At 54.0% G+C, this 24,989-nt stretch carries 25 protein-coding genes and 1 riboswitch; of the genes, 9 read left to right on the top strand and 16 right to left on the bottom strand.

Annotation, left to right across the window (positions count from 1 at the left end; translation table 11 throughout):
• Positions 1-201: 201 nt before the first annotated feature.
• The gene (gene dnaG, locus NNN64_RS12180) at positions 202-1,947 is read right to left on the bottom strand and encodes a DNA primase (RefSeq protein ID WP_271441552.1); all 1,746 of its coding nucleotides are present in this window, start codon (positions 1,945-1,947) and stop codon (positions 202-204) included.
• Between the two features lie 234 nt (positions 1,948-2,181).
• The gene (rpsU, locus tag NNN64_RS12185) at positions 2,182-2,397 is read right to left on the bottom strand and encodes a 30S ribosomal protein S21 (protein ID WP_001144069.1); all 216 of its coding nucleotides are present in this window, start codon (positions 2,395-2,397) and stop codon (positions 2,182-2,184) included.
• Positions 2,398-2,633: 236 nt separating this feature from the next.
• On the opposite strand from rpsU, the gene tsaD reads away from it, so the two are divergent.
• A complete protein-coding gene (gene tsaD / locus NNN64_RS12190; protein ID WP_038633989.1) occupies positions 2,634-3,647 on the top strand; it encodes a tRNA (adenosine(37)-N6)-threonylcarbamoyltransferase complex transferase subunit TsaD in 1,014 nt (337 codons plus the stop codon).
• A 48-nt stretch (positions 3,648-3,695) separates the two neighbouring features.
• On the opposite strand, the gene ureG is transcribed toward tsaD, so the two are convergent.
• The 10 genes from ureG to ttdA all read right to left on the bottom strand — a co-directional run bounded on the left by ureG (position 3,696) and on the right by ttdA (position 11,775).
• A complete protein-coding gene (ureG, locus tag NNN64_RS12195) occupies positions 3,696-4,313 on the bottom strand; it encodes an urease accessory protein UreG (protein ID WP_271441553.1) in 618 nt (205 codons plus the stop codon).
• Positions 4,314-4,322: 9 nt separating this feature from the next.
• The gene (locus NNN64_RS12200) at positions 4,323-4,994 is read right to left on the bottom strand and encodes an urease accessory protein UreF (RefSeq protein WP_271441554.1); all 672 of its coding nucleotides are present in this window, start codon (positions 4,992-4,994) and stop codon (positions 4,323-4,325) included.
• Positions 4,994-5,452, bottom strand: coding sequence for an urease accessory protein UreE (ureE, locus tag NNN64_RS12205; RefSeq protein WP_271441555.1), 459 nt, complete (start codon positions 5,450-5,452; stop codon positions 4,994-4,996). The genes NNN64_RS12200 and ureE overlap by 1 nt, the downstream gene beginning before the upstream one ends.
• 9 nt (positions 5,453-5,461) lie before the next feature.
• Positions 5,462-7,165 carry an urease subunit alpha gene (gene ureC / locus NNN64_RS12210; RefSeq protein ID WP_271441556.1) on the bottom strand — a complete coding sequence of 568 codons (1,704 nt, stop codon included), beginning with the start codon at positions 7,163-7,165 and terminating at the stop codon, positions 5,462-5,464.
• On the bottom strand, positions 7,158-7,478 hold the full coding sequence (locus NNN64_RS12215; RefSeq protein WP_271441557.1) for an urease subunit beta: 321 nt from the start codon (positions 7,476-7,478) through the stop codon (positions 7,158-7,160). The genes ureC and NNN64_RS12215 overlap by 8 nt, the downstream gene beginning before the upstream one ends.
• A 9-nt stretch (positions 7,479-7,487) precedes the next feature.
• On the bottom strand, positions 7,488-7,790 hold the full coding sequence (locus NNN64_RS12220) for an urease subunit gamma (RefSeq protein ID WP_137382538.1): 303 nt from the start codon (positions 7,788-7,790) through the stop codon (positions 7,488-7,490).
• Positions 7,791-7,800: 10 nt separating this feature from the next.
• Entirely contained in the window at positions 7,801-8,625 is an 825-nt protein-coding gene (locus NNN64_RS12225; RefSeq protein WP_271441566.1) for an urease accessory protein UreD, read from the bottom strand.
• Positions 8,626-8,748: 123 nt separating this feature from the next.
• Positions 8,749-10,212 carry an anion permease gene (locus NNN64_RS12230; RefSeq protein ID WP_271441558.1) on the bottom strand — a complete coding sequence of 488 codons (1,464 nt, stop codon included), beginning with the start codon at positions 10,210-10,212 and terminating at the stop codon, positions 8,749-8,751.
• Between the two features lie 49 nt (positions 10,213-10,261).
• Positions 10,262-10,867: a L(+)-tartrate dehydratase subunit beta gene (gene ttdB, locus NNN64_RS12235; protein ID WP_137382541.1), complete on the bottom strand. Its 606-nt coding sequence runs from the start codon at positions 10,865-10,867 to the stop codon at positions 10,262-10,264.
• Positions 10,864-11,775: a L(+)-tartrate dehydratase subunit alpha gene (gene ttdA, locus NNN64_RS12240; RefSeq protein WP_271441567.1), complete on the bottom strand. Its 912-nt coding sequence runs from the start codon at positions 11,773-11,775 to the stop codon at positions 10,864-10,866. The genes ttdB and ttdA overlap by 4 nt, the downstream gene beginning before the upstream one ends.
• A gap of 210 nt (positions 11,776-11,985) precedes the next feature.
• On the opposite strand from ttdA, the gene ttdR reads away from it, so the two are divergent.
• Positions 11,986-12,927, top strand: a complete 942-nt coding sequence (gene ttdR / locus NNN64_RS12245; protein WP_271441559.1) for an L-tartrate utilization transcriptional activator TtdR — start codon at positions 11,986-11,988, stop codon at positions 12,925-12,927.
• A 31-nt stretch (positions 12,928-12,958) separates the two neighbouring features.
• Here ttdR and plsY read toward each other — a convergent pair whose 3' ends face one another.
• Complete coding sequence (gene plsY / locus NNN64_RS12250; protein WP_202037729.1) at positions 12,959-13,576, bottom strand: glycerol-3-phosphate 1-O-acyltransferase PlsY; 618 nt, start codon at positions 13,574-13,576, stop codon at positions 12,959-12,961.
• 106 nt (positions 13,577-13,682) lie between these two features.
• Here plsY and folB point away from each other — a divergent pair, with 106 nt between their 5' ends.
• Together folB and bacA are read left to right on the top strand one after the other, a co-directional pair.
• Positions 13,683-14,051 (top strand): bifunctional dihydroneopterin aldolase/7,8-dihydroneopterin epimerase, encoded by a 369-nt coding sequence (folB, locus tag NNN64_RS12255; protein ID WP_137382544.1) that lies wholly within the window; start codon positions 13,683-13,685, stop codon positions 14,049-14,051.
• A 90-nt stretch (positions 14,052-14,141) separates the two neighbouring features.
• The gene (bacA, locus tag NNN64_RS12260; protein ID WP_271441560.1) at positions 14,142-14,960 is read left to right on the top strand and encodes an undecaprenyl-diphosphate phosphatase; all 819 of its coding nucleotides are present in this window, start codon (positions 14,142-14,144) and stop codon (positions 14,958-14,960) included.
• Between the two features lie 109 nt (positions 14,961-15,069).
• On the opposite strand, the gene NNN64_RS12265 is transcribed toward bacA, so the two are convergent.
• Together NNN64_RS12265 and NNN64_RS12270 are read right to left on the bottom strand one after the other, a co-directional pair.
• On the bottom strand, positions 15,070-16,305 hold the full coding sequence (locus NNN64_RS12265; protein ID WP_271441561.1) for a multifunctional CCA addition/repair protein: 1,236 nt from the start codon (positions 16,303-16,305) through the stop codon (positions 15,070-15,072).
• Between the two features lie 62 nt (positions 16,306-16,367).
• Positions 16,368-16,988, bottom strand: coding sequence for a TIGR04211 family SH3 domain-containing protein (locus NNN64_RS12270; protein ID WP_137382547.1), 621 nt, complete (start codon positions 16,986-16,988; stop codon positions 16,368-16,370).
• A gap of 241 nt (positions 16,989-17,229) precedes the next feature.
• Between NNN64_RS12270 and NNN64_RS12275 the strand changes: the two genes are divergently transcribed.
• The 4 genes from NNN64_RS12275 to glgS all read left to right on the top strand — a co-directional run bounded on the left by NNN64_RS12275 (position 17,230) and on the right by glgS (position 23,471).
• Positions 17,230-18,531, top strand: coding sequence for a CYTH domain-containing protein (locus NNN64_RS12275; protein WP_271441562.1), 1,302 nt, complete (start codon positions 17,230-17,232; stop codon positions 18,529-18,531).
• Between the two features lie 126 nt (positions 18,532-18,657).
• Positions 18,658-21,498, top strand: coding sequence for a bifunctional [glutamate--ammonia ligase]-adenylyl-L-tyrosine phosphorylase/[glutamate--ammonia-ligase] adenylyltransferase (gene glnE / locus NNN64_RS12280; RefSeq protein ID WP_271441563.1), 2,841 nt, complete (start codon positions 18,658-18,660; stop codon positions 21,496-21,498).
• Between the two features lie 59 nt (positions 21,499-21,557).
• Positions 21,558-22,991 (top strand): bifunctional D-glycero-beta-D-manno-heptose-7-phosphate kinase/D-glycero-beta-D-manno-heptose 1-phosphate adenylyltransferase HldE, encoded by a 1,434-nt coding sequence (hldE, locus tag NNN64_RS12285; RefSeq protein WP_137382550.1) that lies wholly within the window; start codon positions 21,558-21,560, stop codon positions 22,989-22,991.
• A 273-nt stretch (positions 22,992-23,264) separates the two neighbouring features.
• Positions 23,265-23,471 carry a cell surface composition regulator GlgS gene (gene glgS / locus NNN64_RS12290; protein ID WP_137382553.1) on the top strand — a complete coding sequence of 69 codons (207 nt, stop codon included), beginning with the start codon at positions 23,265-23,267 and terminating at the stop codon, positions 23,469-23,471.
• Positions 23,472-23,504: 33 nt separating this feature from the next.
• Here glgS and ubiK read toward each other — a convergent pair whose 3' ends face one another.
• Positions 23,505-23,801 carry a ubiquinone biosynthesis accessory factor UbiK gene (gene ubiK / locus NNN64_RS12295; RefSeq protein ID WP_271441564.1) on the bottom strand — a complete coding sequence of 99 codons (297 nt, stop codon included), beginning with the start codon at positions 23,799-23,801 and terminating at the stop codon, positions 23,505-23,507.
• Positions 23,802-23,933: 132 nt separating this feature from the next.
• Positions 23,934-24,083, top strand: a riboswitch (FMN riboswitch).
• A gap of 106 nt (positions 24,084-24,189) precedes the next feature.
• Here ubiK and ribB point away from each other — a divergent pair.
• The gene (gene ribB / locus NNN64_RS12300) at positions 24,190-24,843 is read left to right on the top strand and encodes a 3,4-dihydroxy-2-butanone-4-phosphate synthase (protein ID WP_137382554.1); all 654 of its coding nucleotides are present in this window, start codon (positions 24,190-24,192) and stop codon (positions 24,841-24,843) included.
• Positions 24,844-24,989: the final 146 nt, after the last annotated feature.

The following is a 24,989-nucleotide window of genomic DNA, read 5'->3' on the forward strand; positions in this document are numbered from 1 at the left end:
TTCACGTTGTCTCTGCGTTAGCTGCGTTCGTTACTCGGCTCATCCTGAGCCTCGCCCCTTACGGGGCCGCCGCAAGCAGCGTTCAAATCCGCTCCCGGCGGATTTGTCATCCTGGTCATGTACTTATGTACACTCCCAGGCGTTCGTTCACTTGCTGCCTTGATACAACGCGAATGATTTTGTCTTTGTTTTGTCTTTCTCTTATTTCTTGGCCAGTTCCTGGTTCAGCGTCCAGAGTTCCCGGCGTTCTTCGCTGCTTAAACCGTGTGTGCGCTCACGAGCTATCAACTCTTCCTGGCGCAGTTCAAGCATCGAATCAAACATATGGTTGAGTGAGTCGGTGAAGGTTTTTTCTGCGATATCTTTATCTGCTATATCGTCCCACATCGACAGTTTTTCAAGGGTCGCAGCATCATTTGTACCGCGATAGTGCTCTAAAAGTTGTCCGGTGGTCAGACCTGGCTGAGACAGACAAGTGTTGACCAGTTCTCTGAATAAGCCAAGTCCAGGTAGCTTATTTTGATCCAGAGCGCCTAACGACGGAACCAGCGGGGCCAAATCCGGGTTTTGCACCAGTAACCCTATAAGTATACGCATGGTCGTACGTTTTAGCTGTGGAACAGGGCGGGAAGCCCCATTTTCTGCCAGTTTTGGCATTAAACGTTCAAGCTGGCTGTCATCCAGGATGCCGAGCTTGTTCCCTAACTCCTGTCGCAGATAAATGCGCAACGTTTCGCCCGGTACCTGAGTAATCAGTGGCAACGCCAGCGTGCTGAGCTGTGCGCGTCCGTCCGGGGTACTCAAATCGACCTGCGGTAACAGGCTGTTAAATAAAAACGCGGAGAGCGGCAGCGCCTGCTCCATCCGGGCTTCAAAGGCCTCTTTCCCTTCTTTACGCACCAGCGTATCGGGGTCTTCACCGTCAGGTAAAAACATAAAACGTAGCTGGCGGCCGTCTGTCATATAAGGCAGTGCGGTTTCCAGCGCGCGCCATGCTGCATCGCGCCCGGCGCGGTCGCCGTCGTAGCAGCAGATGACGTTGTTCGTTGCACGGAACAACAGCTGAATGTGATCGGCGGTGGTTGACGTCCCAAGGGATGCCACGGCGTAGTTAATGCCGTACTGTGCCAGGGCGACCACATCCATATAGCCTTCGACCACTAACAGACGCTGCGGATCGGCGTTATCCTGTTGGGCTTCATAAAGGCCATACAACTGACGGCCTTTATGGAAAATATCGGTTTCCGGGGAGTTCAGGTACTTCGGCAGGGCATCGCCCAGCACACGTCCACCAAAACCGATGACCCGACCACGTTTATCACGAATGGGGAACATCACCCGTTCGCGGAAGCGATCGTAACTGCGTCCTTGATCGTTGGTGACCAACATTCCCGCGTCGATCAGCGATTTGCGATTCTCGGGATTGCCGCCAAACCGTTTCAGGACGTTGTCCCAACCAGGGGGCGCAAAACCAATGGCAAAACGGGTGATAACGTCGCTACTTAATCCTCGCTTTTCCAGGTACTGGCGCGCAGGGGTAGCGGCGGGTTGCATCAAAGACTGTTGATAAAAAGTGTTCAGGCCGTCCATCAATTGATAAAGACTTTGCCGTTGATGGCGCTCTATCTGACTGGGGCCACTGCCTGCTTCATAGGGCACTTCTAAGTTGTGCATTGCGGCCAGTTCTTCGACGGTTTCCACGAACTCGAGCTTGTCGTAGTTCATGAGAAAGTCGACGGCGTTGCCGTGTGCACCACACCCAAAGCAGTGATAAAACTGTTTTTCACCGTTTACGGTGAAAGAGGGGGTTTTTTCGTTATGGAACGGACAGCACGCGTGATAATTTTTGCCCTGCTTTTTCAGCTTTACCCGCGCGTCGATGAGATCGACAATGTCGGTTCTTGCCAGCAGGTCATTGATGAATACACGTGGGATTCGTCCAGCCATATGCCCCGTTATTACACTTCATCCTTCAAACTGTCTCTGCGTTGGCTGTGCTCGCTCACCCCTGTCACTTACTTAAGTAAGCTCCGGGGATTCACTCACTTGCCGTCTTGATACAGTGTGAATGATTTTGTGTAGTTGCTGATGTATAAACGAAAATAAGCCGCGCATTCCTTCCGGAAGCACGGCCTTACAACTACAACTCAGTCTGAATTGAGAGCGTTGGCTCTCAATGGATTAGTACAGACGAGTACGGCGTGCGTTTTCGCGAGCCAGTTTCTTCGCGTGACGTTTCACAGCAGAAGCTTTAGCGCGCTTACGTTCGGTAGTCGGTTTTTCATAGAACTCACGACGACGAACTTCCGCCAGAACACCTGCTTTTTCGCATGAACGCTTGAAGCGACGCAGTGCTACGTCGAACGGCTCGTTTTCACGTACTTTAATTACCGGCATGTAACTCTCACCTTTAATAAATTCGGTTTGCCGCTGGCATCAACGCCAGCTTATTTCAAAATGGTGCGGAATTTTACTGCAATTGCTGCTGCTTTGTAAAGCACCGACGCGATTTTGAAAGGGACTTTTATAAGGACAAGGAGTATACACGAGCGGAACTCCTGGGGCGAACAAAGTTTTACATCAACCCGCATTGGTCCTACACTGCGCGGTAATAGAGCGAGGTAAAACAAGTCATGCGTGTATTGGGCATTGAAACATCCTGCGATGAAACCGGCATCGCCATTTACGACGATGAAAAAGGTCTTTTAGCCAACCAATTGTATAGTCAGGTGAAATTACATGCTGACTACGGCGGCGTGGTGCCAGAACTGGCTTCGCGCGATCATGTGCGTAAGACCGTACCGCTGATCCAGGCCGCGCTGAAAGAGGCGGGACTGACGGCCAAAGAGATTGACGCGGTAGCCTATACCGCAGGTCCTGGTCTGGTTGGTGCGCTGTTGGTCGGCGCAACTGTGGGGCGTTCGCTGGCATTTGCCTGGGGCGTTCCAGCAATTCCAGTACACCACATGGAAGGCCATCTGTTAGCCCCAATGCTGGAAGAAAATCCGCCTGCATTCCCGTTTGTCGCGCTGCTGGTCTCCGGCGGTCATACACAGCTGATTAGCGTCACCGGAATTGGCCAGTATGAACTGCTGGGCGAATCGATTGATGATGCGGCAGGTGAAGCATTCGATAAAACAGCCAAGCTGCTGGGGCTGGATTATCCTGGCGGTCCAATGCTGTCAAAATTGGCATCACAGGGCGTCGAAAAGCGTTTTGTCTTCCCGCGTCCAATGACTGACCGCCCGGGGCTGGATTTCAGCTTCTCTGGTCTGAAAACGTTTGCTGCAAATACCATTCGTAATAACGAAAATGACGATCAGACCCGCGCAGATATCGCCCGAGCCTTTGAAGATGCGGTGGTCGATACGCTGATGATCAAGTGCAAGCGCGCACTGGATCAAACCGGTTTTAAACGTCTGGTGATGGCGGGGGGCGTCAGTGCGAACCGTACGCTGCGTGCAAAACTGGCCGAGATGATGCAAAAACGCCGTGGCGAAGTGTTCTACGCGCGTCCGGAATTTTGCACCGACAACGGGGCAATGATCGCCTATGCCGGCATGGTGCGTTTTAAAGCGGGCGCGACAGCCGATCTTGGCGTAACGGTGCGTCCACGCTGGCCGCTGGCGGAATTACCGGCGGCATAAGCACACAATATCGTAGGCCCGGTAAGCGTAGCGCCACCGGGCAATACGCTACATCCGCAGCATTCCCTTCTCTTCCAGAAACGCGATAATTGTTTCCAGACCCTCTCCGGATTTTAAATTACTAAACGTCCATGGCCGCTCGCCACGCATGCGCAGGGTATCGTGTTCCATAACCTCCAGCGAGGCACCGACGTAGGGCGCCAGATCGGTTTTGTTGATCACCAGAAAATCAGACTTTGTGATCCCCGGCCCACCTTTGCGTGGGATCTTTTCGCCCTCGGCAACGTCGATCACGTAGATCGTCAGGTCGGCCAGTTCCGGACTAAAGGTGGCGCTCAGGTTATCGCCGCCGCTTTCCACGAAGATCAGATCCAGATTACCGAATTTGTCGCTCAGTGCTTCTACTGCCGCCAGGTTCATTGACGCATCTTCACGGATTGCGGTATGTGGACAGCCGCCGGTTTCCACGCCGACAATCCGTTCAGGCTCCAGTGCGCCAGTCTCGGTGAGAATGCGCTGATCTTCTTTGGTGTAGATATCGTTGGTCACGACGGCGAGTTGCCAGGTGTTGCGCATGGCTTTGCATAATGCCTCCAGTAGCGCGGTTTTTCCGGAACCCACCGGGCCGCCTACGCCCACGCGCAGGGGATGTTTGTGTGTATTCATGTTTTCTCCTCAGGAACGGAATAGTCGGGAATATTGCGTTTCGTGCCGGGCAGAGGCGATGGCGGCCAGTGGCGTAGAGGAGCCGAGACCAATGTCAGGGCAAGCCAGTGCCTGTGCCAGACCCTGCGCATAGCGATCGCAAAGCGAGATAATCAAGCGCTGCGCCGCCTTCTGACCAAAGGGAATCAGTTTGACGCCGGCCATCACCGCACTTTCAATCCAGCTGTAGCCGAAGCTTAACGCCAGCTCTGTCAGCGGGATTTTCCAGCGTACGCCCAGCCAGGCCATGCCGCAGAGCTGGCTTTCACTAAAGAGCGCGCGCCATTGCGGGGAACAATCTGGCTCCCAGTCGGTGACCAGGCGCGTAAAAGCTGCCCCCCGGCTGCGTTCTTCATCCCGCAGTTCGCGGGTTTCCCGGCAGGCCAATAACCATGCCGTCCAGCGATGTGCCGCCGTAAGATCGTCCTGCTCGCAGGCACGATAAAGTCTCGCCAGTAGCGGCAGGTCGACGGTAAAAAAGTTCTGTTCCATCTGCTGGATTTGCCAGTCAGAGAAGTCATCGACGCATGTCACCCAGCCGATCTCGACCGCCCACTCCAGGCCCTGGGACCAGGTAAACGCTCCCACCGGTAAACTGCTGCTGGCAAGCTGCATCAGGCGCAGCTGTTGGGTGTTATGCATCAGTGCGCATGACCGTGATGATGCCCGTGTGACTCGCTGGCATAAGCGCCTGCTTCCGGTTCAAACGGCAACTGGGCGAACGTGACCTCAAGGTTGAACTGGCGCAGCATATCGTCCAGCACATGATCGTGGTGGTAGCGCAATTCAGTGGGCTGGATTTGCAGAGGAACGTGGCGGTTGCCGAGGTGATAACAGGCTTTAGCGAGCAGGAAAGGATCGGCGCAGCGCACGACAGAAACCGACTCCGGCGCGGCGATGACTTCGATGACTTCGCTGCCTTCGTCGTTGGTCAGCAGATCGCCGCCGCGCAACAGTAAGCCTCGCGGCAGCATCAGCCCGGCTTCGCGGCCGTCGTTCAACGCGACTCTGGCGCGACTTTTTACCCGAACATCAATGGGTAGCGTGACGCTTGCAGTGACAGGATGGGCGTGGTTAAGGCGTTGGGTCAGATAGATCATCGTCACTCCTTAAAACAGGAAATAGCGTTGCGCCATCGGCAACACATCTGCCGGTTCGCTGGTGATAAGTTCGCCATCAATACGCACCTCGTAGGTTTGGGCATCGACGGTGATATTGGGCTGTAGGCTGTTGTGGATCATGTCGGCTTTTTTCACCGTTCGGCACCCCTTAACGACAGCGATGGCACTTTGCAGATTGAGCTGTATCGGGAGGTTTAGCGCATCAGCAGCCTGAGAGATAAATGTCAGACGACTGTGATGCCGCGCCGCGCCAAGCGCGCCAAACATCATGCGGTAATGCACCGGCTGCGGAGTCGGGATCGAGGCGTTGATATCGCCCATCGGTGCGCAGGCAATCATCCCGCCCTTAACGATTGTTGCCGGTTTTACGCCAAAGAATGCCGGTGACCACAGCACCAGGTCAGCCAGTTTGCCAGGCTCAATGGAACCGACTTCGTGGGCGATACCGTGGGTCAGCGCCGGGTTGATGGTGTATTTGGCGATATAGCGTTTAACGCGTTGGTTATCGTTATCGCCGGTTTCTTCCGCCAACGGACCGCGCTGGACCTTCATGCGATGCGCCACTTGCCAGGTACGCAGGATCACTTCACCCACACGCCCCATGGCCTGAGAATCAGATGAGGTCAGGGAAAATGCGCCAATATCGTGCAGCACATCTTCGGCGGCGATTGTTTCCCGACGAATACGCGATTCGGCAAAAGCCACGTCCTCGGCGATATCCGGGTCGAGGTGGTGGCAGACCATTAACATATCGAGGTGCTCGTCGATGGTGTTGACGGTGTAAGGCAGCGTTGGGTTGGTAGAAGAGGGCAGGATATTCGCGTGTGCGCAGGCGGTGATGATGTCTGGCGCATGGCCACCACCCGCCCCTTCGGTGTGGAAGGTATGAATAGTGCGATCGCCAATTGCCGCCAGCGTATCTTCGACGAAGCCAGACTCATTCAACGTGTCGCTGTGCAACGCGACCTGAATGTCCATTTCATCAGCGACGGTCAGTGCGCAGTCGATAGCTGCCGGGGTGGCACCCCAGTCTTCGTGGATCTTCAGGCCAATTGCACCCGCAGCGACTTGTTCGCGTAACGTGTCGGGATTCGAACCATTGCCCTTGCCCAACAGACCGATATTAACCGGCAGCGCATCAGCCGCCTGGAGCATACGGGCGATATACCATGGACCTGGCGTACAGGTGGTGGCATGGGTTCCTGCTGCCGGTCCCGTGCCGCCGCCGATCATTGTCGTCACGCCGGATACCAGTGCTTCTTGCGCCTGCTGCGGGCAGATCCAGTGAATATGGGTGTCCACACCGCCGGCGGTGACGATCTTACCTTCTCCGGCGATCGCTTCCGTGCCAACGCCGACAGGGATCGTGACGTCAGGTTGAATGTCCGGGTTACCTGCTTTACCAATGGCGAAGATCCTGCCGTTCTTGATGCCAATATCCGCTTTAACGATCCCCCAGTGATCGACGATCAGCGCGTTGGTTATCACCAGATCCACACACGCTTGCGCGCGCATTTGACCCTGACCCATACCGTCGCGGATCACTTTTCCTCCGCCGAATTTGATCTCTTCGCCGTAGGTGGTGAAGTCTTTTTCTACTTCGATCCACAGTTCCGTATCTGCCAGCCGTACTTTATCGCCGGTTGTCGGGCCAAACATGTCAACGTAAGCCTGCCGGGACAGTTCACTCATTGTCTGCCTCCAGTGCACCCATGACTTCACCGCGAAAGCCCACGATCCGCTGTGCACCGGCCACACGCACCAGTTCGACTTCCCGCTTTTGTCCGGGTTCGAAACGTACTGCGGTACCCGCAGCAATATTCAGGCGAAAACCACGTGCGGACTGACGGTTAAAATGTAGCGCCGGATTGACTTCGTAAAAGTGATAGTGCGATCCCACCTGGATGGGGCGGTCGCCATGATTTTCCACTACGATCGTGCGGGTTGTCCGGCCCGGATTGATCGCGATAGTTCCCGTTGAGATCTGATATTCACCAGGGATCATTGCTGCTCCTTAAACGATCGGGGTATGGACGGTGACCAGTTTAGAACCGTCCGGAAACGTGGCTTCTACCTGAATATCCGGGATCATCTCCGGAACGCCTTCCATCACTTGATCGCGGGTGAGAACGTGGCGACCGTCTTCCATCAGCGAGGCAACAGTTTTGCCATCGCGCGCCCCTTCCATGATGAAAGCGCTAATCAGCGCCACCGATTCCGGGTAGTTCAGCTTTAGCCCGCGGGCCAGGCGACGCTCTGCCACCAACGCAGCGGTAAACAGCAACAGCTTGTCTTTTTCTCGGGGGGTCAGTTCCATAAGGGTTCTCTTAGGTTTGCCAGATTCGCGGTAGTACGGGAGATTTCTGCGTAAGCAGTGGGCGTAGGAATTGCCAGATATCGCGCATCACGCGCTGAACGACCAGGTTGTCATCTGCCAGAAAACGTAGCGTAAGCAACGCGTCGTTAAGCGTGGCACCGGCGTAATTTCCCAGTGGTGTAAGCCGTTCGCGTACACCTTTCAGCATATTTTCGTTCGCCGGGTAGCACAGCAGCGTGCCGACCCAGGGAAGCTGAGCAATGCTGCTCAAGTCTCCACCCTGCAACTTCAGGCGTTCTATCAGGAGCGGTTGTCCGTCCCGCCATACTTCCAGACGGTTCTGTAGCGTGCCGTGACTGAACGTTTCCTGCAGTACCGGTCGTCCGAGACACAAGAGATCCCAGGCAAACAGATGACTTTCATGTGTCAGGTGAAAGACTGACTGGAGAGTGGCATTGGCGCCGGGAAAAAGGATTGTGTCCTGCGGTAGCCACTCCAGCGTGGCGTGTGGGGCAAGGGTAAAATGCTGGCGTAGCTGGGCCTGCGGTCCACGGCTACGATAGAACTTGCCCGCACCGGGCATGGTTATTAAGGCATGGCTGTGTTCGCTGAGTGAAACGGAAATATGCAACTCGTCACCGCCGACAATGCCGCCGGGAGGATGAAGTAAATAGAGATGACAGACGTCGTTTTCCGGGTAAAACGGGCGCTGGACCGTTAACGGGCCGTGATGACGCGACGAGGCAAGCACCGTTTTGTGTGTGGTGCGGGTGAACTGCAGATCCAGTTCGGCCTGCCAGCCTCGTGTATGTGTCTCGTGCGCAACCGTATCCAGAGTGTTTCCCTTATCGGCATGAGGGTATTTGCATACAAAAAAGTATGCCTCAGCGCAGTGGGAAAAGGGTCATATGAGAAGCTTATGGAAAAAAGGGGCGACAATACGCCGCCCCAATGGGGTTTACAGTAAAACGAGGGGCATCCAGACCAGACCGGTTATCACCAGCAGCACGAGGAAGATCAGGCCGAAAATGGCACCTAATCGCCAGTAATCTACCGTCGGTAAATAGCCGCTACCGTAGTAGATAGGGCTTGGGCCGGTTGCATAGGGGGTCAGAATGCTGCCCAGGCCAATCGCCGCTCCCACCATCAGGCAAAAGACTGGTAGTGGGATAGCGGGCATCGCCAGCGCGGCGGCAATCATCATCGGTGCCAGTGCCGAGGTGTATGCCGTGGCGCTGGCAAAGAAGTAGCGCAGCAGATAAAACACCACGATCAGTGCCACCATCACCATCATTGGCGAGTAACCGCTTAGCCCGTTTGCCAGCAGTTTGCCAAACCAGGTGATAAAGCCTGTGTTATTGAGTCCAGTGGCGAGCGTTATCAGCGAGGCCAGCCAGAAAAAGACGTTCCACGCGGCTTTATTACTGACGATGTCATCCCAACTGATGATGCGCAGCACCAGCATGAGTGCCACCACGCTGTAACCGACCATTGCAGCATCGATATAGTCACCGCCGAAGATCCACAGCACCAGCGCGCCAACCATCAGCACCAGCATCTTTTTCTCACGTGCGCACAGCGGTCCCATTGTTTTTAGCTCGGTGTCTGCCCAGCGCGGTACCTGGTCGCCGGATTTCAGCACCGGTGGGTACAACACGTACGCCAGCCAGGGCACGATCAATACCAGCAAAATGCTTAGCGGCAGCATCCCTAAGAACCAGTCGCCCCAGCTTAGCGCCGTGTGAGATGCGCCTTTCATCAGACCGATTAGCAGCAGGTTTGGTGCCATCGCCGTTAAGAAAATAGCGCTGGTAACGCAATCAGCGACAATCCCCATCCACATAATGTAAGAGCCGATAGAGCGGGCGCTGGGATCATTGGGCTGTGAGTTATATAGCGGCGGCAGGTTGCGGATGATCGGATAGATAATCCCGGCACCACGCGCAGAGTTAGAGGGCGTGACAGGAGCAAGGATCAGCTCAGAGAACATCACCGCGTAGCCGAGAAACAACGTACGGTGCCCCATCTTTTTCACTAACATCAGCGCGATACGTCGACCCAGTCCGGTTTTCTCATAGCCGGTGCCAAACATAAAGGCCGCGAAAATCAGCCAGATAACCGAGTTAGAAAAACCCGATACCGCCCATGACAGCGATTTGGCGGTAAATTTAAAACCGTCCTGCGCGAGTTGCTCCGGGCTGAACAGGATCCACGGCGACAGTACCGCGATAATTGAAATACCAATCATCGCGACTACCGCACCCGGTACAGGTTCCAGAATGAGCCCGACAATCACACCGGTAAAGACGGCAAAATAGAGCCAGGTGTGGCTCTCAAGACCGGTGGGAACGGGCAGAACAGCAATAATGGCGATGACCACCAGCGGAGCCAGGTATCGCCACCAACCAGCTAAAGGTGCCATTGTTGTATCCCTGCGAAAGGGGGAGGGGCGCAGCGCCCCTCCGGAAGGGTTATTTGATGTAGTGCACGTGTTCGCAGATTTCTTCCACGATCGGGTCGCGGCGTTCAGCGAACAACTTTTTGTTTTCAGCGATCAGGTTATTGCCGTGGGTGTCGATGGAAACAATCAGCGGGCCGAACTCTTTTACCCGGCATACCCACAGGGATTCCGGCATGCCTAACTCCGTCCAGTGCACTTCTTCGATCTCTTCAACCTGGGTTGCCGCGACGACTGCGCAGCCAGCCGGGAAGATCACGTGCAGCGCTTTGAACTGCTTGCAGCCTTCTTCCGTCAACGGCCCCATACCGCCCTTACCGACCACCAGTTTCACACCTGTTTGCTCAATGAACTCTTTCTCAAAGGCTTCCATACGCATGCTGGTGGTTGGGCCAACGGAAACCATCTCCCATTTTTCACCGTTCTTACGTACGATTGGACCTGCGTGGAAAATGGCTTTGCCGCTCAGGTCATACGGTATCGGGCGCTTAAGTTCGATCAGGCGGCGGTGGCACACGTCGCGACAAGTCACCAGCGTACCGGTCAGGTAAATCACATCGCCAACGCGGATGTCTTCCAGATCTTCGGCTTTGATCGGGGTTGTCAGGATCTTTTTCATAACGCGCTCCGGGTGTGAGACAGATTTTCGAAGGAGAGGTCAGCATGAACCAGCAGCGTGCCGCGACGGTGCGCCCAGCAGCCAGTGGAGACGGCAACGCCGATAGTGGAGGGATGGCGCGCGGCAGATTCGATATGTACGCCCATGACGGAGCTATTCCCGGTCAACCCTTGTGGGCCAATGCCCAGGCGGTTAAGTCCCTCTTCCAGGCGCAGTTCCAGTTCTGCCGCTTTCGGGTTCGGGTGACGTGACCCGATAGGACGCAGTACCGCTTTTCGTGACAGCACGGCTGCGGTTTCTACAGAGGTAGCAATACCGACACCGACCAGAACCGGCGGGCAGGCGTTGACTGCCAGCGTTGAGATATTTTCGAAGACAAATTTCACTACGCCTTCGTAGCCTTCAGAAGGCATTAACACTTTGGAGCGTCCCGGTAGCGTGCAGCCGCCGCCCGCCATGTAGACTTCGATTTCTGCATCGTCGCCGTCAGGGATGATATCCCAGGTGACCCACGGCACACCGGTACCGGTATTTTTACCGGTATTCACTTCGTCAAAAATCTCGACCGCGTTATGACGCAGCGGCGCTTTGACGGTCGCGTCTTCAACGGCTTGTTTCAAAATGCTTTGCAGTTCGCCCAGCAGCGGAAAGCGGGAGCCGACCTTTACAAAGAACATGATTTCGCCGGTGTCCTGACAGGCCGGGCGATTCAGGTCGATAGCCTTCTGCATGTTGTCAAACATGGTGTGGTAAATGATTTTACCCATTGGTGAAGTTTCACCTTCGCGTAGCTGTTTTAATTTATCTACGACGTCGTCGGGCATGCGGGTAGAAATCATGGCGGTAAAATTCGCGACAATGTTAGTCAGCGTGTTTATCGCATTTTGGTTATTTTGCTTGCTCATTATGCTAACTCCAGTTCTTTTATTTATCTGGAAATAAATTCTCCGGCACAAACTACCACTAAAAATGTGGTTTTATATTATTTGCCACTGTGAATATCCAATTAACAGTTCGTGAATGATGTCCCGATAAGGCAATAAAAATTGCGCAAAGGCAGGGTTTAATTCGCATCAGAGAATTACACTGCGGTTAACAACATCACGGATATACTGAACATGCTGAACACTTATCCCCTGGCGAAAGACCTGCAGGTGCTGGTTGAGATTGTTCATAGTGGCAGCTTTAGCGCAGCAGCCGCGACGCTTGGACAAACGCCTGCGTTTGTGACAAAACGCATTCAGATCCTCGAATCTACGCTGAACACGACACTGCTTAGCCGCTCTGCGCGCGGCGTGGCACTCACGGAAAGCGGGCAACGCTGTTATGAACATGCGCTGGAGATCCTTGCCCGTTATCAGCATCTGGTGGATGACGTCACACAAATCAAAACGCGTCCGGAAGGGATGATTCGTATCGGCTGTAGCTTTGGATTTGGGCGTAGTTATATTGCTCCTGCAATTACCGAATTGATGCACAGCTATCCTGAATTACAGGTGCATTTTGAGCTTTACGATCGGCAAATTGATTTAGCTCAGGATAATATCGACCTGGATATTCGGATTAATGATGATATTCCTGATTATTATATTGCGCATTTGTTAACGAAAAATAAAAGAATATTGTGTGCCGCGCCGATATATTTACAAAAATATGGCCAGCCGATGACGTTACAGGAATTAAGTCATCACGATTGCCTGGTAACGAAAGAGCGCGATATGACCCACGGGGTATGGGAGCTCGACAACGGTCAGGAGAAAAAAACGGTTAAGGTGGCAGGGCACCTTTCGTCCAACAGCGGTGAGATCGTGCTGCAGTGGGCGCTGCAAGGAAAGGGGATTATGTTACGCTCCGAATGGGATGTGCAGCCGTTCCTGCGCAGCGGCGAGCTGGTTCGCGTACTGCCAGGCTACGCGCAGAGCGCCAACATTTGGGCGGTTTATAAGGAGCCGCTGTATCGCAGCGTGAAGTTGCGTGTGTGCGTGGAGTTTCTGGCAACGTGGTGTCAGCACAGATTGGGTAAGCCTGTTGAGGGGTATCAGATTCCACAAGCCGGATAAGACGCGTTCGCGTCGCCATCCGGCAAGAAAATCACTCAGGGTCTTTTTCGCGCTTTTTCTTTAGTTTGGTCCAGATTTTTGTCTCCTGACGACGCCACAGACGCTGGATATTGTCATGGTGACGCAGCAGAATTAAGCATGACAGCATGGAGACCGGAAAGGTGAACTGAGGGTTGAACCACCAGACGTAGAACGGCGCAATCAGTGCGCTGACGATAGCGCCTAATGATGAGTAGCCGCTCAGTAGGACGGTTAGCAGCCAGGTACCAGCCATTACGCCAGTAAGATCCCAACCAATCGGCGCAATCGCGCCAAAGGCGGTGGCTACGCCTTTTCCACCTTTAAAACCGAAAAATATCGGCCAAATATGCCCCAGGCAGGCCGCGATGGCGATCAATCCTAACCAGAAGGGGCTGACGCCTAGCGCGTATGCCCCCCAGACGGGTAACATACCTTTCAGGACGTCGAAAATCAGCACGGCGACGGCGGCTCCTTTGCCTCCAATTCGCAGCACGTTTGTCGCGCCCGGATTCCCAGAGCCGCTTGTACGCGGGTCCGGCAATCCAGCGAGGCGGCATACCAGAATGGCACTGGAAATTGAGCCGCAGAGGTACGCGAAGATGATCATTCCAGGCGCGATTGCACTCATAAGCTGTTCCGTTTTGAAAATGTCGTGTAAAACGCTACTTCTGTGGATAATACGCATATTTCGCCGGAAGTGGTATCCGGGTTAGCCAAAAAGCAGGCAGGTCGTGATGGATATTGTATTTATAGAGCAACTTTCAGTAATCACCACTATCGGTGTTTATGACTGGGAACAAACTATCGAACAAAAACTGGTGTTCGATATCGAAATGGCATGGGATAACCGTAAATCTGCCAAAAGTGATGATGTCGCTGATTGCCTGAGCTATGCTGATATTGCTCAAACAGTTGTTAATCATGTGGAAGGTGGGCGTTTTGCGCTGGTAGAACGTGTGGCGGAAGAGGTGGCGGATCTCCTGCTCAGCCGCTTTAATTCTCCATGGGTGCGCATCAAGCTGAGCAAACCTGGTGCGGTGGCCCGTGCGGCAAACGTCGGGGTTATCATCGAACGTAGCAATAATCTGAAAGAAAATAATTAACTTAATAATATCTAAACCAAACAGGTATAAAAGAGTCCTGACGTCGGCTCTTTTTTGCCGTGCTTTTTCTCTTTCGTTAGGGGTTTATTGATGAGTGATATGCACTCGCTGCTGGTAGCGGCAATTTTGGGTGTGGTCGAAGGGCTGACGGAGTTCCTACCCGTTTCCAGTACCGGCCATATGATAATTGTCGGCCACCTGTTAGGTTTTGAGGGCGATACCGCAAAAACGTTTGAAGTCGTGATCCAACTGGGTTCCATTCTGGCTGTAGTGGTGATGTTCTGGCGACGTCTGTTTGGTTTAATTGGCATTCACTTTGGTAAGACTCCGCATGAAGGCTCTGGTAAGGGGCGACTGACCCTCGGACATATCTTGTTGGGGATGGTTCCTGCTGTTGTTCTGGGTCTGGTCTTCCACGACACCATCAAGTCACTGTTTAACCCGATCAACGTGATGTATGCGCTGGTGGTGGGGGGCGTGCTGCTGATTGTCGCAGAGTGTCTCAAACCAAAAGAACCGCGTGCGCCGGGTCTGGATGATATGACTTACCGCCAGGCGTTTATGATTGGCTGTTTCCAGTGTTTGGCGTTGTGGCCCGGCTTTTCCCGTTCCGGAGCGACTATCTCTGGCGGTATGCTGATGGGGGTGAGCCGTTATGCAGCATCTGAATTTTCATTCCTGCTGGCGGTACCGATGATGATGGGCGCGACGGCGCTGGATCTCTACAAAAGTTGGTCGTTCCTGACCGCATCAGATATTCCGATGTTTGCTGTCGGCTTCGTGACGGCATTTGTTGTGGCGTTGGTGGCGATCAAAACCTTCCTGCAACTGATTAAACGGATCTCGTTTATTCCGTTTGCGATTTATCGTTTTGTGGTCGCCGCCGCCGTTTACGTGGTGTTCTTCTGATGACTTTCCGTGGTGCCGGATGGCGGCGTTCCGCCTTATCCGGCCTACGGGTTATATCCGTTTCGAACCTGTAGGCCGGATAAGCGCAGCGCATCCGGCAATGCATTTCCTACGCTTTTGGGCAACGCTGTTCCTTCCAACTGGCCACTGCTGCAATGCGACGTCGGGTCAGTTCCTCGCGAATTGCCGGACCTTTAAAACCTGCCTCGACAACCTCTTTTGTGGGTACCGCTTGTGCAACCTGCCAGGCCTCGCGCAGCAATCTGCCCTGCGGATAATCTGTTGCTTCAAAACCAGTTCGACCACGAACGTCGGCCTCGCTGGTCAGGGCGATTTGTTCCACACGTTGTGGTTTACGCCAGGCGTCAATGGAATCAAACAGCTTCACGATGGTTTTGGGCTGCAGGATCGGGAAGGTATGAATCAGATCGTGAAATTCGGCTACCAGTTTGGCTAAGTCGCGGATGTCATTGGGCACGCGCATGCGTTGGCACAGTTGTTCTACCAACTTAACGCCTGCCGGGCCGTGACCATGGTGGCGCGGCCAGAGTGCTTTGGGTGTCAATCCTTTACCGAGATCGTGACACAGCGTGGCGAAACGCACGTCGACCTCCGGGCTTAACATGGCCGCCATCGACAGCGTCATTAGCGTGTGAATGCCGGTGTCGATTTCCGGATGCCATTGTGCGGGGGCTGGAACGCCAAACAGGGCATCTACTTCCGGGAACAGCACGCGCAGGGCATCGCAATCGCGCAGGACCTGGAAAAATACCTGCGGATTACGGGTGGTTAAGGCGCTTTCTGTCTCTTTCCACACACGTTCTGGCGTCAGGTGTTCCAGCTCTCCAGCGGCGGCCATGTTGCGCATCAGCATCATGGTTTCATCAGCAACACGAAAGCCAAGGTGTGCATAGCGGGCAGCAAAACGCGCCACGCGCAGGACGCGCAGCGGATCTTCACTAAAAGCAGGGGATACATGGCGCAACAAACGATTTTCCAGATCGCCACGGCCGTTATACGGATCGATAATCTCTCCGTCGTCGTCACGGGCTAACGCGTTGATCGTCAGGTCGCGGCGCTGAAGATCGGCTTCCAGCGAAACGTCCGGCGCGGCATAACAGGTGAACCCGGTGTAGCCTGAGCCCGATTTTCGTTCGGTGCGTGCCAGCGCATACTCTTCCCGGGTGCGTGGGTGGAGAAACACGGGGAAATCGCGACCTACCTGCTGATAGCCCGCGTCAAGCATCTCCTGCGGCGTGGCGCCGACAACGACCCAATCTTTATCTTTAATCGGTAGCCCTAATAACGCATCCCGAACAGCACCACCGACCAGATAAATCTTCACACCACGTTCCTTTTGAAAAACAGTATTCCTTAATCATATGTCAGTGTGAGGGAGAAGGCGATTCAGTTCATCCAGCGATCTTTGCGCTTCCGGCTCGGGATCATGTGTGGCAGAACCAGACCGAGAAGCAGGCCGAGTCCGAGCACGCCGCCACCATACATGAACCATTGCATGATGATAGTACGTTGCTTGTCATCAAGCTGAAGGTTAGCGGCGCTGACTTTCTTTTGCGCCACAATAAGCTCGTTCTTCAGCTTCTGGTTTTCTTCCTTCAACCCGTCGATCACGCTGTCGCTTTGCGCTACTTTTTGCTGCATATCGGCGGTGCGTTGATTCCAGGTGGTATCGATATTATTGAGCTTATCGGTCAGTGTCTTAACCTGGTTTTCAAGATCGGGTACGCGGGTACGCAGGCTTGGCGTACTGTTCAGCTCTTTAAGTGGGATCCACGCGGTACGTCCAGTGCTGTCTTTCACCTGGGCGTAGTTGGTGTTGGCGTCAGTCTGTAAAAGCGTGACTTCCTCGCCGGCGTTAACCGTGCCCACGAGGCGATAATTATCTCCCGGACCGCTGCGGACCCAGGTGTTCAGTTCATCAGAGACATAGCGCTTCTCTTCGGCATGAGAGACTGCAGTGGCGCTAAGTGCGAGTAAAGTTAATCCAATCAGGCGTAATTTTGGCATCAGGCTGTCGTTATTGTCATAGAAAGTGGAACGATAGTAGTGGCATCAGTGTCTCTACGCAAAGCATTCGACATCAATCGGAATCATCTGTGTCCTTTTTGCCACCACTCGAAACTTTTACGCCCGTCAAATTGCACGTTGCATGGCAATTTGGCGCAAAATACTATCTACTGACAATAAAGAATGCACTTAGTTCGCAGTCTGTTTTCTCAACTGTGACATAACCCATAAGTACAAGACCATGGCCCAGGAAATCGAATTAAAGTTTATCGTCAATAGTGATGCTGTAGATGCGCTACGTGAACGTCTGAATACATTGGGGGGAGAGCATCACGCCCCCAGCCAGTTGCTGAATATTTACTACGAGACCCCGGATGCCTGGTTGCGAGGCCATGATATGGGGCTGCGTATTCGCGGGGAGAATGGTCGTTATGAAATGACCATGAAAATTGCCGGACGGGTAACGGGCGGTCTGCATCAGCGACCAGAATATAATGTCGCCTTGAGCGCGCCGGAACTGGATCTCACCCAGTTTCCTGCTGAGGTTTGGCCCAATGGTGAACTGCCAGCCGATCTTGCCTCTCAGGTGCAACCGTTGTTCAGCACCGACTTTTACCGCGAGAAATGGTTGGTTGATGTCGACGGCAGCCGGATTGAAATCGCTCTCGATCTGGGGGAGGTGAAGGCCGGCGAGTTTGCAGAACCCCTCTGCGAGCTTGAACTTGAGTTGTTGAGCGGCGATACCCGTGCGGTACTGAAGCTGGCAAGTCAGTTGGTGTCGCAAACCGGTTTACGCCAGGGCAGTCTGAGCAAGGCGGCTCGTGGTTATCATCTGGCGCAGGGGAACGCACCACGTGAAATCAAACAGACGGGTATTCTGAAAGTCCCTGCGAAAGCGAACATTGAACAAGGGCTGGAAGCGGCGCTGGAACAGGCATTGTCACAATGGCAGTATCACGAAGAGTTGTGGGTGCGCGGCGTCAAAGGCGCGAAAGCCGGCGTGTTGGCTGCAATAGGGTTGGTTCGCCACGTCCTGATGCTCTTTGGTGGTAATGTTCCGCGTAAAGCGAGCGCTCACTTACGTGATTTGCTCACTCAGTCGGAAGCGACTATTGCTGCGGATGTTTCTGCCGTTTCGGCGGTTTATAGTACGCAAACGGCAATGGCTAAACTGGCACTTACCGAATGGCTGGTAACCAAAGGGTGGCAAACGTTCCTTGATGCAAAAGCACAGGCTAAAATTACCGACTCCTTTAAGCGTTTTTCTGACACCCATCTTTCACGCCATGCCGCTGAACTGAAAACGGCTTTTGCGCAGCCGCTGGGCGATCAGTACGCCGATCAGCTTCCACGTTTGACGCGCAACATTGATAGCATGCTGATGCTGGCGGGTTACTACGATGAGAATGTCGCATCAGAATGGATTGCCAACTGGCAGGGGCTGCGTCATGCCATCGAAACCCGCCAACATATTGAAATTGAACACTTCCGCAACGAAGCGATCTCTCAGGAACCGTTCTGGCTACACAGCGGTAAACGATAACCAGGATCGAGGCCGGGATGCCTGATGGCGCTGCGCTTATCAGGCCTACGCGATGGGTGTAAGTGTCATGTAGGCCGGATAAAGCGAAACGCCGCCATCCGGCACCATTCAAAGGATAACCCGTAGATGAAGCAGCTCTCTTCACCGTTACAGCAGTACTGGCCGACCGTTGTTGAGCGGCTGCCAGCAGCAATATCTGAGTCCTCACTTAGTGTGCAGGCGAAGTCAGTGCTTACATTCAGTGATTTTGTTCGCGACAGTGTGATTGCCCATCCTGAGTGGCTGGTGGAGCTGGAAAGCGCCGCGCCACAGGCTGATGAATGGCAACACTATGTCACCTGGTTACAGCAAGCGTTGAACGACGTCAGTGATGAAGCGACGTTGATGCGTGAACTTCGCCTGTTCCGCCGTCGCATCATGGTGCGCATTGCCTGGGCGCAGACGCTGTCGCTGGTGGCTGAAGAGAGTATTTTGCAACAGCTAAGTCACCTGGCGGAGACACTGATCATTGCCGCACGTGATTGGCTGTATGACGCCTGTTGCCGTGAGTGGGGAACGCCCTGTAATCAGGATGGCACCCCACAACCGCTGCTGATTTTAGGGATGGGAAAACTCGGTGGCGGCGAGCTGAATTTTTCTTCCGATATTGATCTGATTTTCGCCTGGCCGGAACATGGTTCTACGCAGGGTGGGCGGCGTGAACTGGATAACGCGCAGTTCTTTACCCGTATGGGGCAGCGACTCATCAAGGTGTTGGATCAGCCAACCATGGACGGGTTTGTTTATCGGGTAGACATGCGCTTACGTCCGTTTGGCGACAGCGGTCCGTTGGTGCTGAGCTTCTCCGCGCTGGAGGATTATTATCAGGAGCAAGGGCGCGACTGGGAACGCTATGCAATGGTGAAAGCACGTATTATGGGCGATGCCGACGGTACTTATGTCAGCGAGCTTCGCGCCATGCTACGACCGTTTGTCTTCCGTCGCTACATCGATTTCAGTGTGATCCAGTCCCTGCGTAATATGAAAGGAATGATTGCCCGTGAAGTTCGCCGTCGTGGTCTGAAGGACAACATTAAGCTCGGCGCGGGCGGTATTCGTGAAATTGAATTTATCGTTCAGGTATTCCAGCTGATCCGCGGCGGGCGTGAGCCTTCTCTGCAATCCCGTTCGCTTTTACCCACACTAAGCGCCATCAATGTGCTGCATTTGCTGTCTGATACCGATGCGGAACAACTACGGACGGCCTATCTCTATTTACGCCGCCTGGAAAATCTGCTGCAGAGTATCAATGACGAACAGACCCAAACGCTGCCGGGCGATGAGCTGAACCGGGCAAGACTGGCGTGGGGGATGCGTGTCGATGACTGGCAGCAACTGACTGATGTGCTGGCGGCGCACATGAGTAATGTGCGCCGGGTGTTTAATGAGTTAATTGGTGATGACGACAGTGAAACTCAGGAAGAGTCGCTGTCGGAACAGTGGCGCGAGCTGTGGCAGGATGCGTTGCAGGAAGATGATACTACGCCAGTGCTGATGCATCTGGCGGATGATGATCGCCGCCGTGTGCTGACACTGATCGCTGATTTCCGTAAAGAGCTGGATAAGCGCACGATAGGCCCGCGGGGGCGTCAGGTGCTGGATCATTTGATGCCGCATCTGCTGAGCGATGTCTGTTCCCGCGATGATGCCTCCGTGCCGTTGTCGCGTATTACTCCGCTGCTGGTGGGCATTGTCACCCGCACGACTTATCTGGAACTGCTGAGCGAATTCCCAGGGGCGCTTAAACACCTGATTTCGCTGTGCGCTGCCTCACCCATGGTGGCCAGCCAACTGGCACGCTATCCGCTGTTGCTCGATGAACTGCTGGACCCCAACACGTTGTACCAACCCACGGCGACTGACGCCTATCGCGATGAGCTGCGTCAGTATTTGCTGCGGGTACCGGAAGATGACGAAGAGCAGCAGCTGGAAGCCCTGCGTCAGTTTAAGCAAACGCAGTTGCTGCGTATTGCGGCGGCTGATATCGCCGGGACGCTGCCAGTCATGAAGGTAAGCGATCACCTGACCTGGCTGGCGGAAGCCATTATTGATGCCGTAGTTCAGCAGGCGTGGACGCAAATGGTCGCCCGCTACGGGCAACCAACGCATCTTGGCGATCGTGAAGGCCGCGGTTTTGCCGTTGTTGGCTACGGCAAACTGGGCGGTTGGGAGCTGGGCTATAGCTCCGATCTCGACTTGATCTTCCTGCATGATTGCCCGATGGATGTGATGACTGACGGCGAACGTGAGATTGACGGGCGGCAGTTCTATCTGCGCCTGTCGCAGCGCATTATGCATCTTTTCAGTACCCGCACCTCATCTGGCATTTTGTATGAAGTGGATGCACGGCTGCGTCCGTCCGGTGCGGCGGGAATGCTGGTGACCTCAACAGACGCTTTTGCTGACTACCAACGTAATGAAGCCTGGACGTGGGAGCATCAGGCGCTGGTGCGGGCTCGTGTGGTGTACGGCGACCCGCAACTAACCTCTCAGTTTGATGTGGTGCGGCGCGATATCATGACCCTCGCCCGTGATGGAAAAACATTACAGACAGACGTGCGCGAAATGCGTGAGAAAATGCGTGCCCATCTGGGCAATAAACATCGCGATCGTTTTGATATCAAAGCAGATGAAGGCGGTATCACCGACATTGAGTTTATTACGCAATATCTGGTGCTGCGCTATGCCCACGAAAAACCCAAGCTGACGCGCTGGTCGGATAACGTGCGCATTCTGGAATTACTGGCACAAAACGACATTATGGACGAACAGGAAGCGCTGGCGCTTACCCGCGCTTACACGACGCTGCGCGATGAACTTCACCATCTTGCCCTGCAGGAACTTCCGGGCCATGTCGCGCCGGAGAGCTTCAGTGCTGAACGTACGCTGGTGCGTGACAGCTGGCAGAAGTGGCTGGTTGCCGAGTGAAGTGTGCTATTATCGCGCGCAAATTTTAAGACCCTCAGAGAATCTCTCAGGAGACAGGAATGAAAGTAACGCTGCCAGAGTTTGAACGTGCAGGAGTCATGGTTGTCGGTGATGTGATGCTGGATCGCTACTGGTACGGCCCTACCAGCCGTATCTCCCCAGAAGCGCCGGTCCCGGTGGTAAAAGTGGATACCATTGAAGAACGTCCCGGTGGCGCAGCAAACGTGGCGATGAACATTGCCTCTCTGGGAGCGAATTCGCGTCTGGTGGGCCTGACCGGCATTGACGATGCGGCGCGTGCACTCAGTAAAACGCTGGCGGACGTAAACGTAAAATGTGACTTCGTTTCCGTGCCGACGCATCCGACGATAACCAAGCTGCGCGTGCTTTCCCGCAACCAGCAGTTGATTCGCCTGGACTTCGAGGAAGGCTTTGAAGGTGTGGATCCGCAGCCACTGCATGAGCGTATCAATCAGGCGCTGGGATCTATCGGCGCGCTGGTGCTGTCGGACTACGCCAAAGGTGCGCTGGCAAGCGTTCAGCAAATGATTGCACTGGCACGTAAAGCAGGGGTTCCGGTACTTATCGATCCGAAAGGGACCGATTTTGAACGCTACCGCGGCGCAACGCTGCTGACGCCGAACCTGTCTGAGTTTGAAGCGGTCGCGGGTAAGTGCAAGAGCGAAGATGAGCTGGTTGAACGCGGCATGAAGGTGATTGCGGATTTCGGCCTTTCTGCACTGTTAATCACGCGCTCCGAACAGGGCATGACGCTGCTGCAACCGGGCAAAGCGCCATTGCACATGCCGACCCAGGCGCAGGAAGTGTATGACGTGACCGGTGCGGGCGATACGGTTATCGGCGTACTGGCAGCGACGCTTGCCGCGGGTAATTCGCTGGAAGAGGCGTGCTATTTTGCTAACGCGGCAGCAGGTGTTGTTGTCGGTAAGCTGGGGACCTCTACGGTTTCACCGATCGAGCTGGAAAATGCCGTGCGCGGTCGCGCTGATACCGGCTTTGGCGTGATGAGTGAAGATGAGCTGAAGCAGGCTGTCGCCAGCGCCCGCAAACGTGGTGAGAAAGTGGTGATGACCAACGGTGTCTTTGACATCCTGCATGCGGGGCATGTCTCCTATCTGGCAAATGCGCGCAAGCTGGGTGACCGTCTGATCGTCGCGGTTAACAGCGATGCGTCCACCAAACGTCTGAAAGGTGAAACGCGCCCGGTCAACCCGCTTGAGCAGCGTATGATCGTGCTGGGTGCGCTGGAGTCCGTCGACTGGGTCGTCTCTTTTGAAGAGGATACGCCGCAGCGTCTGATTGCCGGTGTTCTGCCGGATCTGCTGGTCAAAGGCGGCGATTACAAGCCGGACGAGATTGCCGGCAGCAAAGAGGTATGGGCCAACGGCGGAGAAGTGTTGGTACTCAACTTCGAAGATGGTTGTTCAACGACCAATATCATCAAAAAGATCCAGAAAGACAGCGATAAATAACAATTACCGGAAACGCGTCAAACCTTCCGTTTAGCGCGCTTTCCTTGCTTGACGATGCTGTTTGCTCGACCCGGAGTACCGGAAGAAAGATCAGAGGAGGAGATGTATTCCTCCTCTGATAGACCTCATTTGACTCTCTCACAGATTTCGTAGAAAAGTGTGAAGCAGAGCCCTCATTTTGCGCACATAATGTACAGAACAGCTTCGCGTATAGGGAAATACTGAAATCAGAAAAAGCATATGGCCTTAACAGATATTCAATAACTGGAGGGTATGCTCATGAACAGCAATATGTATTCACTGAACAATTTCGATTTCCTGGCCCGGAGTTTTGCCAGAATGCAGGCTGAGGGCCGACCCGTTGATATCCAGGCTGTCACTGGAAATATGGATGAGGAACATCGCAGCTGGTTTTGCAAACGCTATGCACTTTACTGCCAGCAGGCAACAGAGGCGAAAAAATTAGAACTGGAACACTGACATACTAACGGGCCTTACGGCCCGTTGTCGTTTTTATACTTGTGGATCGACTGGCGGGATTGCGGGCGCAGGCTTAACTTCAGCCGTTTTCTCACGCGCTTCAAGCTCCGTCAGGCGTTGCTCAAGCAACGCCAGTTTTTCACGGGTACGCAGTAAAACCTGGGTTTGTACGTCAAACTCTTCGCGGCTTACCAGATCCAGACGTGTCAGCTGCGACTGCAGCGTTTGGCGAATTTTCTTCTCAATGTCTTCGCCAAACTCCCGGATCCCTTTCGGCATCGACTCGTGAACCTGACGAGCAATCTGCTCAATTTTTTTCGGGTCAATCATTATGGTTTCCCTGAACTGGTACGTGTTGCTGCCTATTGTAGTGCGAACTGCCCCAGGCATAAACCAGAATTGTGTGAAGCTAAGTCGAGTAAAGGCGTTGATGAAGGTAATCAATAGCGTTATAGTTAACCCGCTTATTCTCAGGGCGGGGCGAAATTCCCCACCGGCGGTAAATCAACGAATGTTGAAAGCCCGCGAGCGCTTTTTGTTACGGCAAAAAGGTCAGCAGATCCGGTGTAATTCCGGGGCCGACGGTTAGAGTCCGGATGGGAGAGAGTAACGATCCAGTCGGGCATGGACCCGCTCACGTTATTTTTTTGCCGCTTTGACGGCACTCCTAAGACTGCCCTGATTCTGGTAACCATAATTTTAGTGAGGTTTTTTTACCATGAATCAGACGCTACTTTCCTCTTTTGGTACGCCTTTCGAACGTGTTGAACATGCGCTTGCTGCGCTGCGTGAAGGACGCGGTGTGATGGTGCTTGACGATGAAGACCGTGAAAACGAAGGTGATATGATTTTCCCGGCAGAAACCATGACTGTTGAACAGATGGCGCTAACCATCCGTCACGGTAGCGGTATTGTTTGCCTGTGCATCACTGAAGACCGACGCAAACAGCTCGATCTGCCGATGATGGTGGAAAATAACACCAGCGCTTACGGTACGGGTTTTACCGTGACCATTGAAGCGGCAGAAGGTGTGACTACCGGTGTTTCCGCAGCAGACCGTGTCACGACCGTTCGCGCGGCGATTAAAGATGGCGCTAAACCTTCCGATCTGAACCGCCCGGGCCACGTTTTCCCGCTGCGTGCTCAGGCTGGTGGTGTGTTAACTCGCGGTGGCCACACTGAAGCCACCATCGATCTGGTGACGCTGGCGGGTTTTAAACCGGCTGGTGTGCTGTGCGAATTGACTAATGATGATGGCACCATGGCGCGCGCGCCGGAGTGCATTGCATTTGCCGGCAAGCACAATATGGCTGTAGTCACTATCGAAGATTTAGTGGCTTACCGTCAGGCGCACGAGCGCAAAGCCAGCTAATAGCGTATTCCCACGCTTGTTGTGGTAGAAAAAAACCGAAGTCAGTTTTCTGGCTTCGGTTTTTTGTTGTTATGGCCGGAGAATTTAGCTTTAGTTAGATAGGATGCTCTGGTACTACGTATCAACACTAAATAATAGTTCTTAAT

Origin of the sequence: Citrobacter sp. Igbk 14, from assembly GCF_028069825.1 — a bacterium.
Classification (GTDB): domain Bacteria; phylum Pseudomonadota; class Gammaproteobacteria; order Enterobacterales; family Enterobacteriaceae; genus Citrobacter.

Excerpts from the sequence above, each read along its gene's own strand:
- dnaG (WP_271441552.1), bottom strand. The coding sequence starts at position 1,947 with ATGGCTGGACGAATCCCACGTGTATTCATCAATGACCTGCTGGCAAGA.
- rpsU (WP_001144069.1), bottom strand. The coding sequence starts at position 2,397 with ATGCCGGTAATTAAAGTACGTGAAAACGAGCCGTTCGACGTAGCACTG.
- tsaD (WP_038633989.1), top strand. The coding sequence starts at position 2,634 with ATGCGTGTATTGGGCATTGAAACATCCTGCGATGAAACCGGCATCGCC.
- ureG (WP_271441553.1), bottom strand. The coding sequence starts at position 4,313 with ATGAATACACACAAACATCCCCTGCGCGTGGGCGTAGGCGGCCCGGTG.
- NNN64_RS12200 (WP_271441554.1), bottom strand. The coding sequence starts at position 4,994 with ATGCATAACACCCAACAGCTGCGCCTGATGCAGCTTGCCAGCAGCAGT.
- ureE (WP_271441555.1), bottom strand. The coding sequence starts at position 5,452 with ATGATCTATCTGACCCAACGCCTTAACCACGCCCATCCTGTCACTGCA.
- ureC (WP_271441556.1), bottom strand. The coding sequence starts at position 7,165 with ATGAGTGAACTGTCCCGGCAGGCTTACGTTGACATGTTTGGCCCGACA.
- NNN64_RS12215 (WP_271441557.1), bottom strand. The coding sequence starts at position 7,478 with ATGATCCCTGGTGAATATCAGATCTCAACGGGAACTATCGCGATCAAT.
- NNN64_RS12220 (WP_137382538.1), bottom strand. The coding sequence starts at position 7,790 with ATGGAACTGACCCCCCGAGAAAAAGACAAGCTGTTGCTGTTTACCGCT.
- NNN64_RS12230 (WP_271441558.1), bottom strand. The coding sequence starts at position 10,212 with ATGGCACCTTTAGCTGGTTGGTGGCGATACCTGGCTCCGCTGGTGGTC.
- ttdB (WP_137382541.1), bottom strand. The coding sequence starts at position 10,867 with ATGAAAAAGATCCTGACAACCCCGATCAAAGCCGAAGATCTGGAAGAC.
- ttdR (WP_271441559.1), top strand. The coding sequence starts at position 11,986 with ATGCTGAACACTTATCCCCTGGCGAAAGACCTGCAGGTGCTGGTTGAG.
- plsY (WP_202037729.1), bottom strand. The coding sequence starts at position 13,576 with ATGAGTGCAATCGCGCCTGGAATGATCATCTTCGCGTACCTCTGCGGC.
- folB (WP_137382544.1), top strand. The coding sequence starts at position 13,683 with ATGGATATTGTATTTATAGAGCAACTTTCAGTAATCACCACTATCGGT.
- bacA (WP_271441560.1), top strand. The coding sequence starts at position 14,142 with ATGAGTGATATGCACTCGCTGCTGGTAGCGGCAATTTTGGGTGTGGTC.
- NNN64_RS12270 (WP_137382547.1), bottom strand. The coding sequence starts at position 16,988 with ATGCCAAAATTACGCCTGATTGGATTAACTTTACTCGCACTTAGCGCC.
- NNN64_RS12275 (WP_271441562.1), top strand. The coding sequence starts at position 17,230 with ATGGCCCAGGAAATCGAATTAAAGTTTATCGTCAATAGTGATGCTGTA.
- glnE (WP_271441563.1), top strand. The coding sequence starts at position 18,658 with ATGAAGCAGCTCTCTTCACCGTTACAGCAGTACTGGCCGACCGTTGTT.
- hldE (WP_137382550.1), top strand. The coding sequence starts at position 21,558 with ATGAAAGTAACGCTGCCAGAGTTTGAACGTGCAGGAGTCATGGTTGTC.
- glgS (WP_137382553.1), top strand. The coding sequence starts at position 23,265 with ATGCTCATGAACAGCAATATGTATTCACTGAACAATTTCGATTTCCTG.
- ubiK (WP_271441564.1), bottom strand. The coding sequence starts at position 23,801 with ATGATTGACCCGAAAAAAATTGAGCAGATTGCTCGTCAGGTTCACGAG.
- ribB (WP_137382554.1), top strand. The coding sequence starts at position 24,190 with ATGAATCAGACGCTACTTTCCTCTTTTGGTACGCCTTTCGAACGTGTT.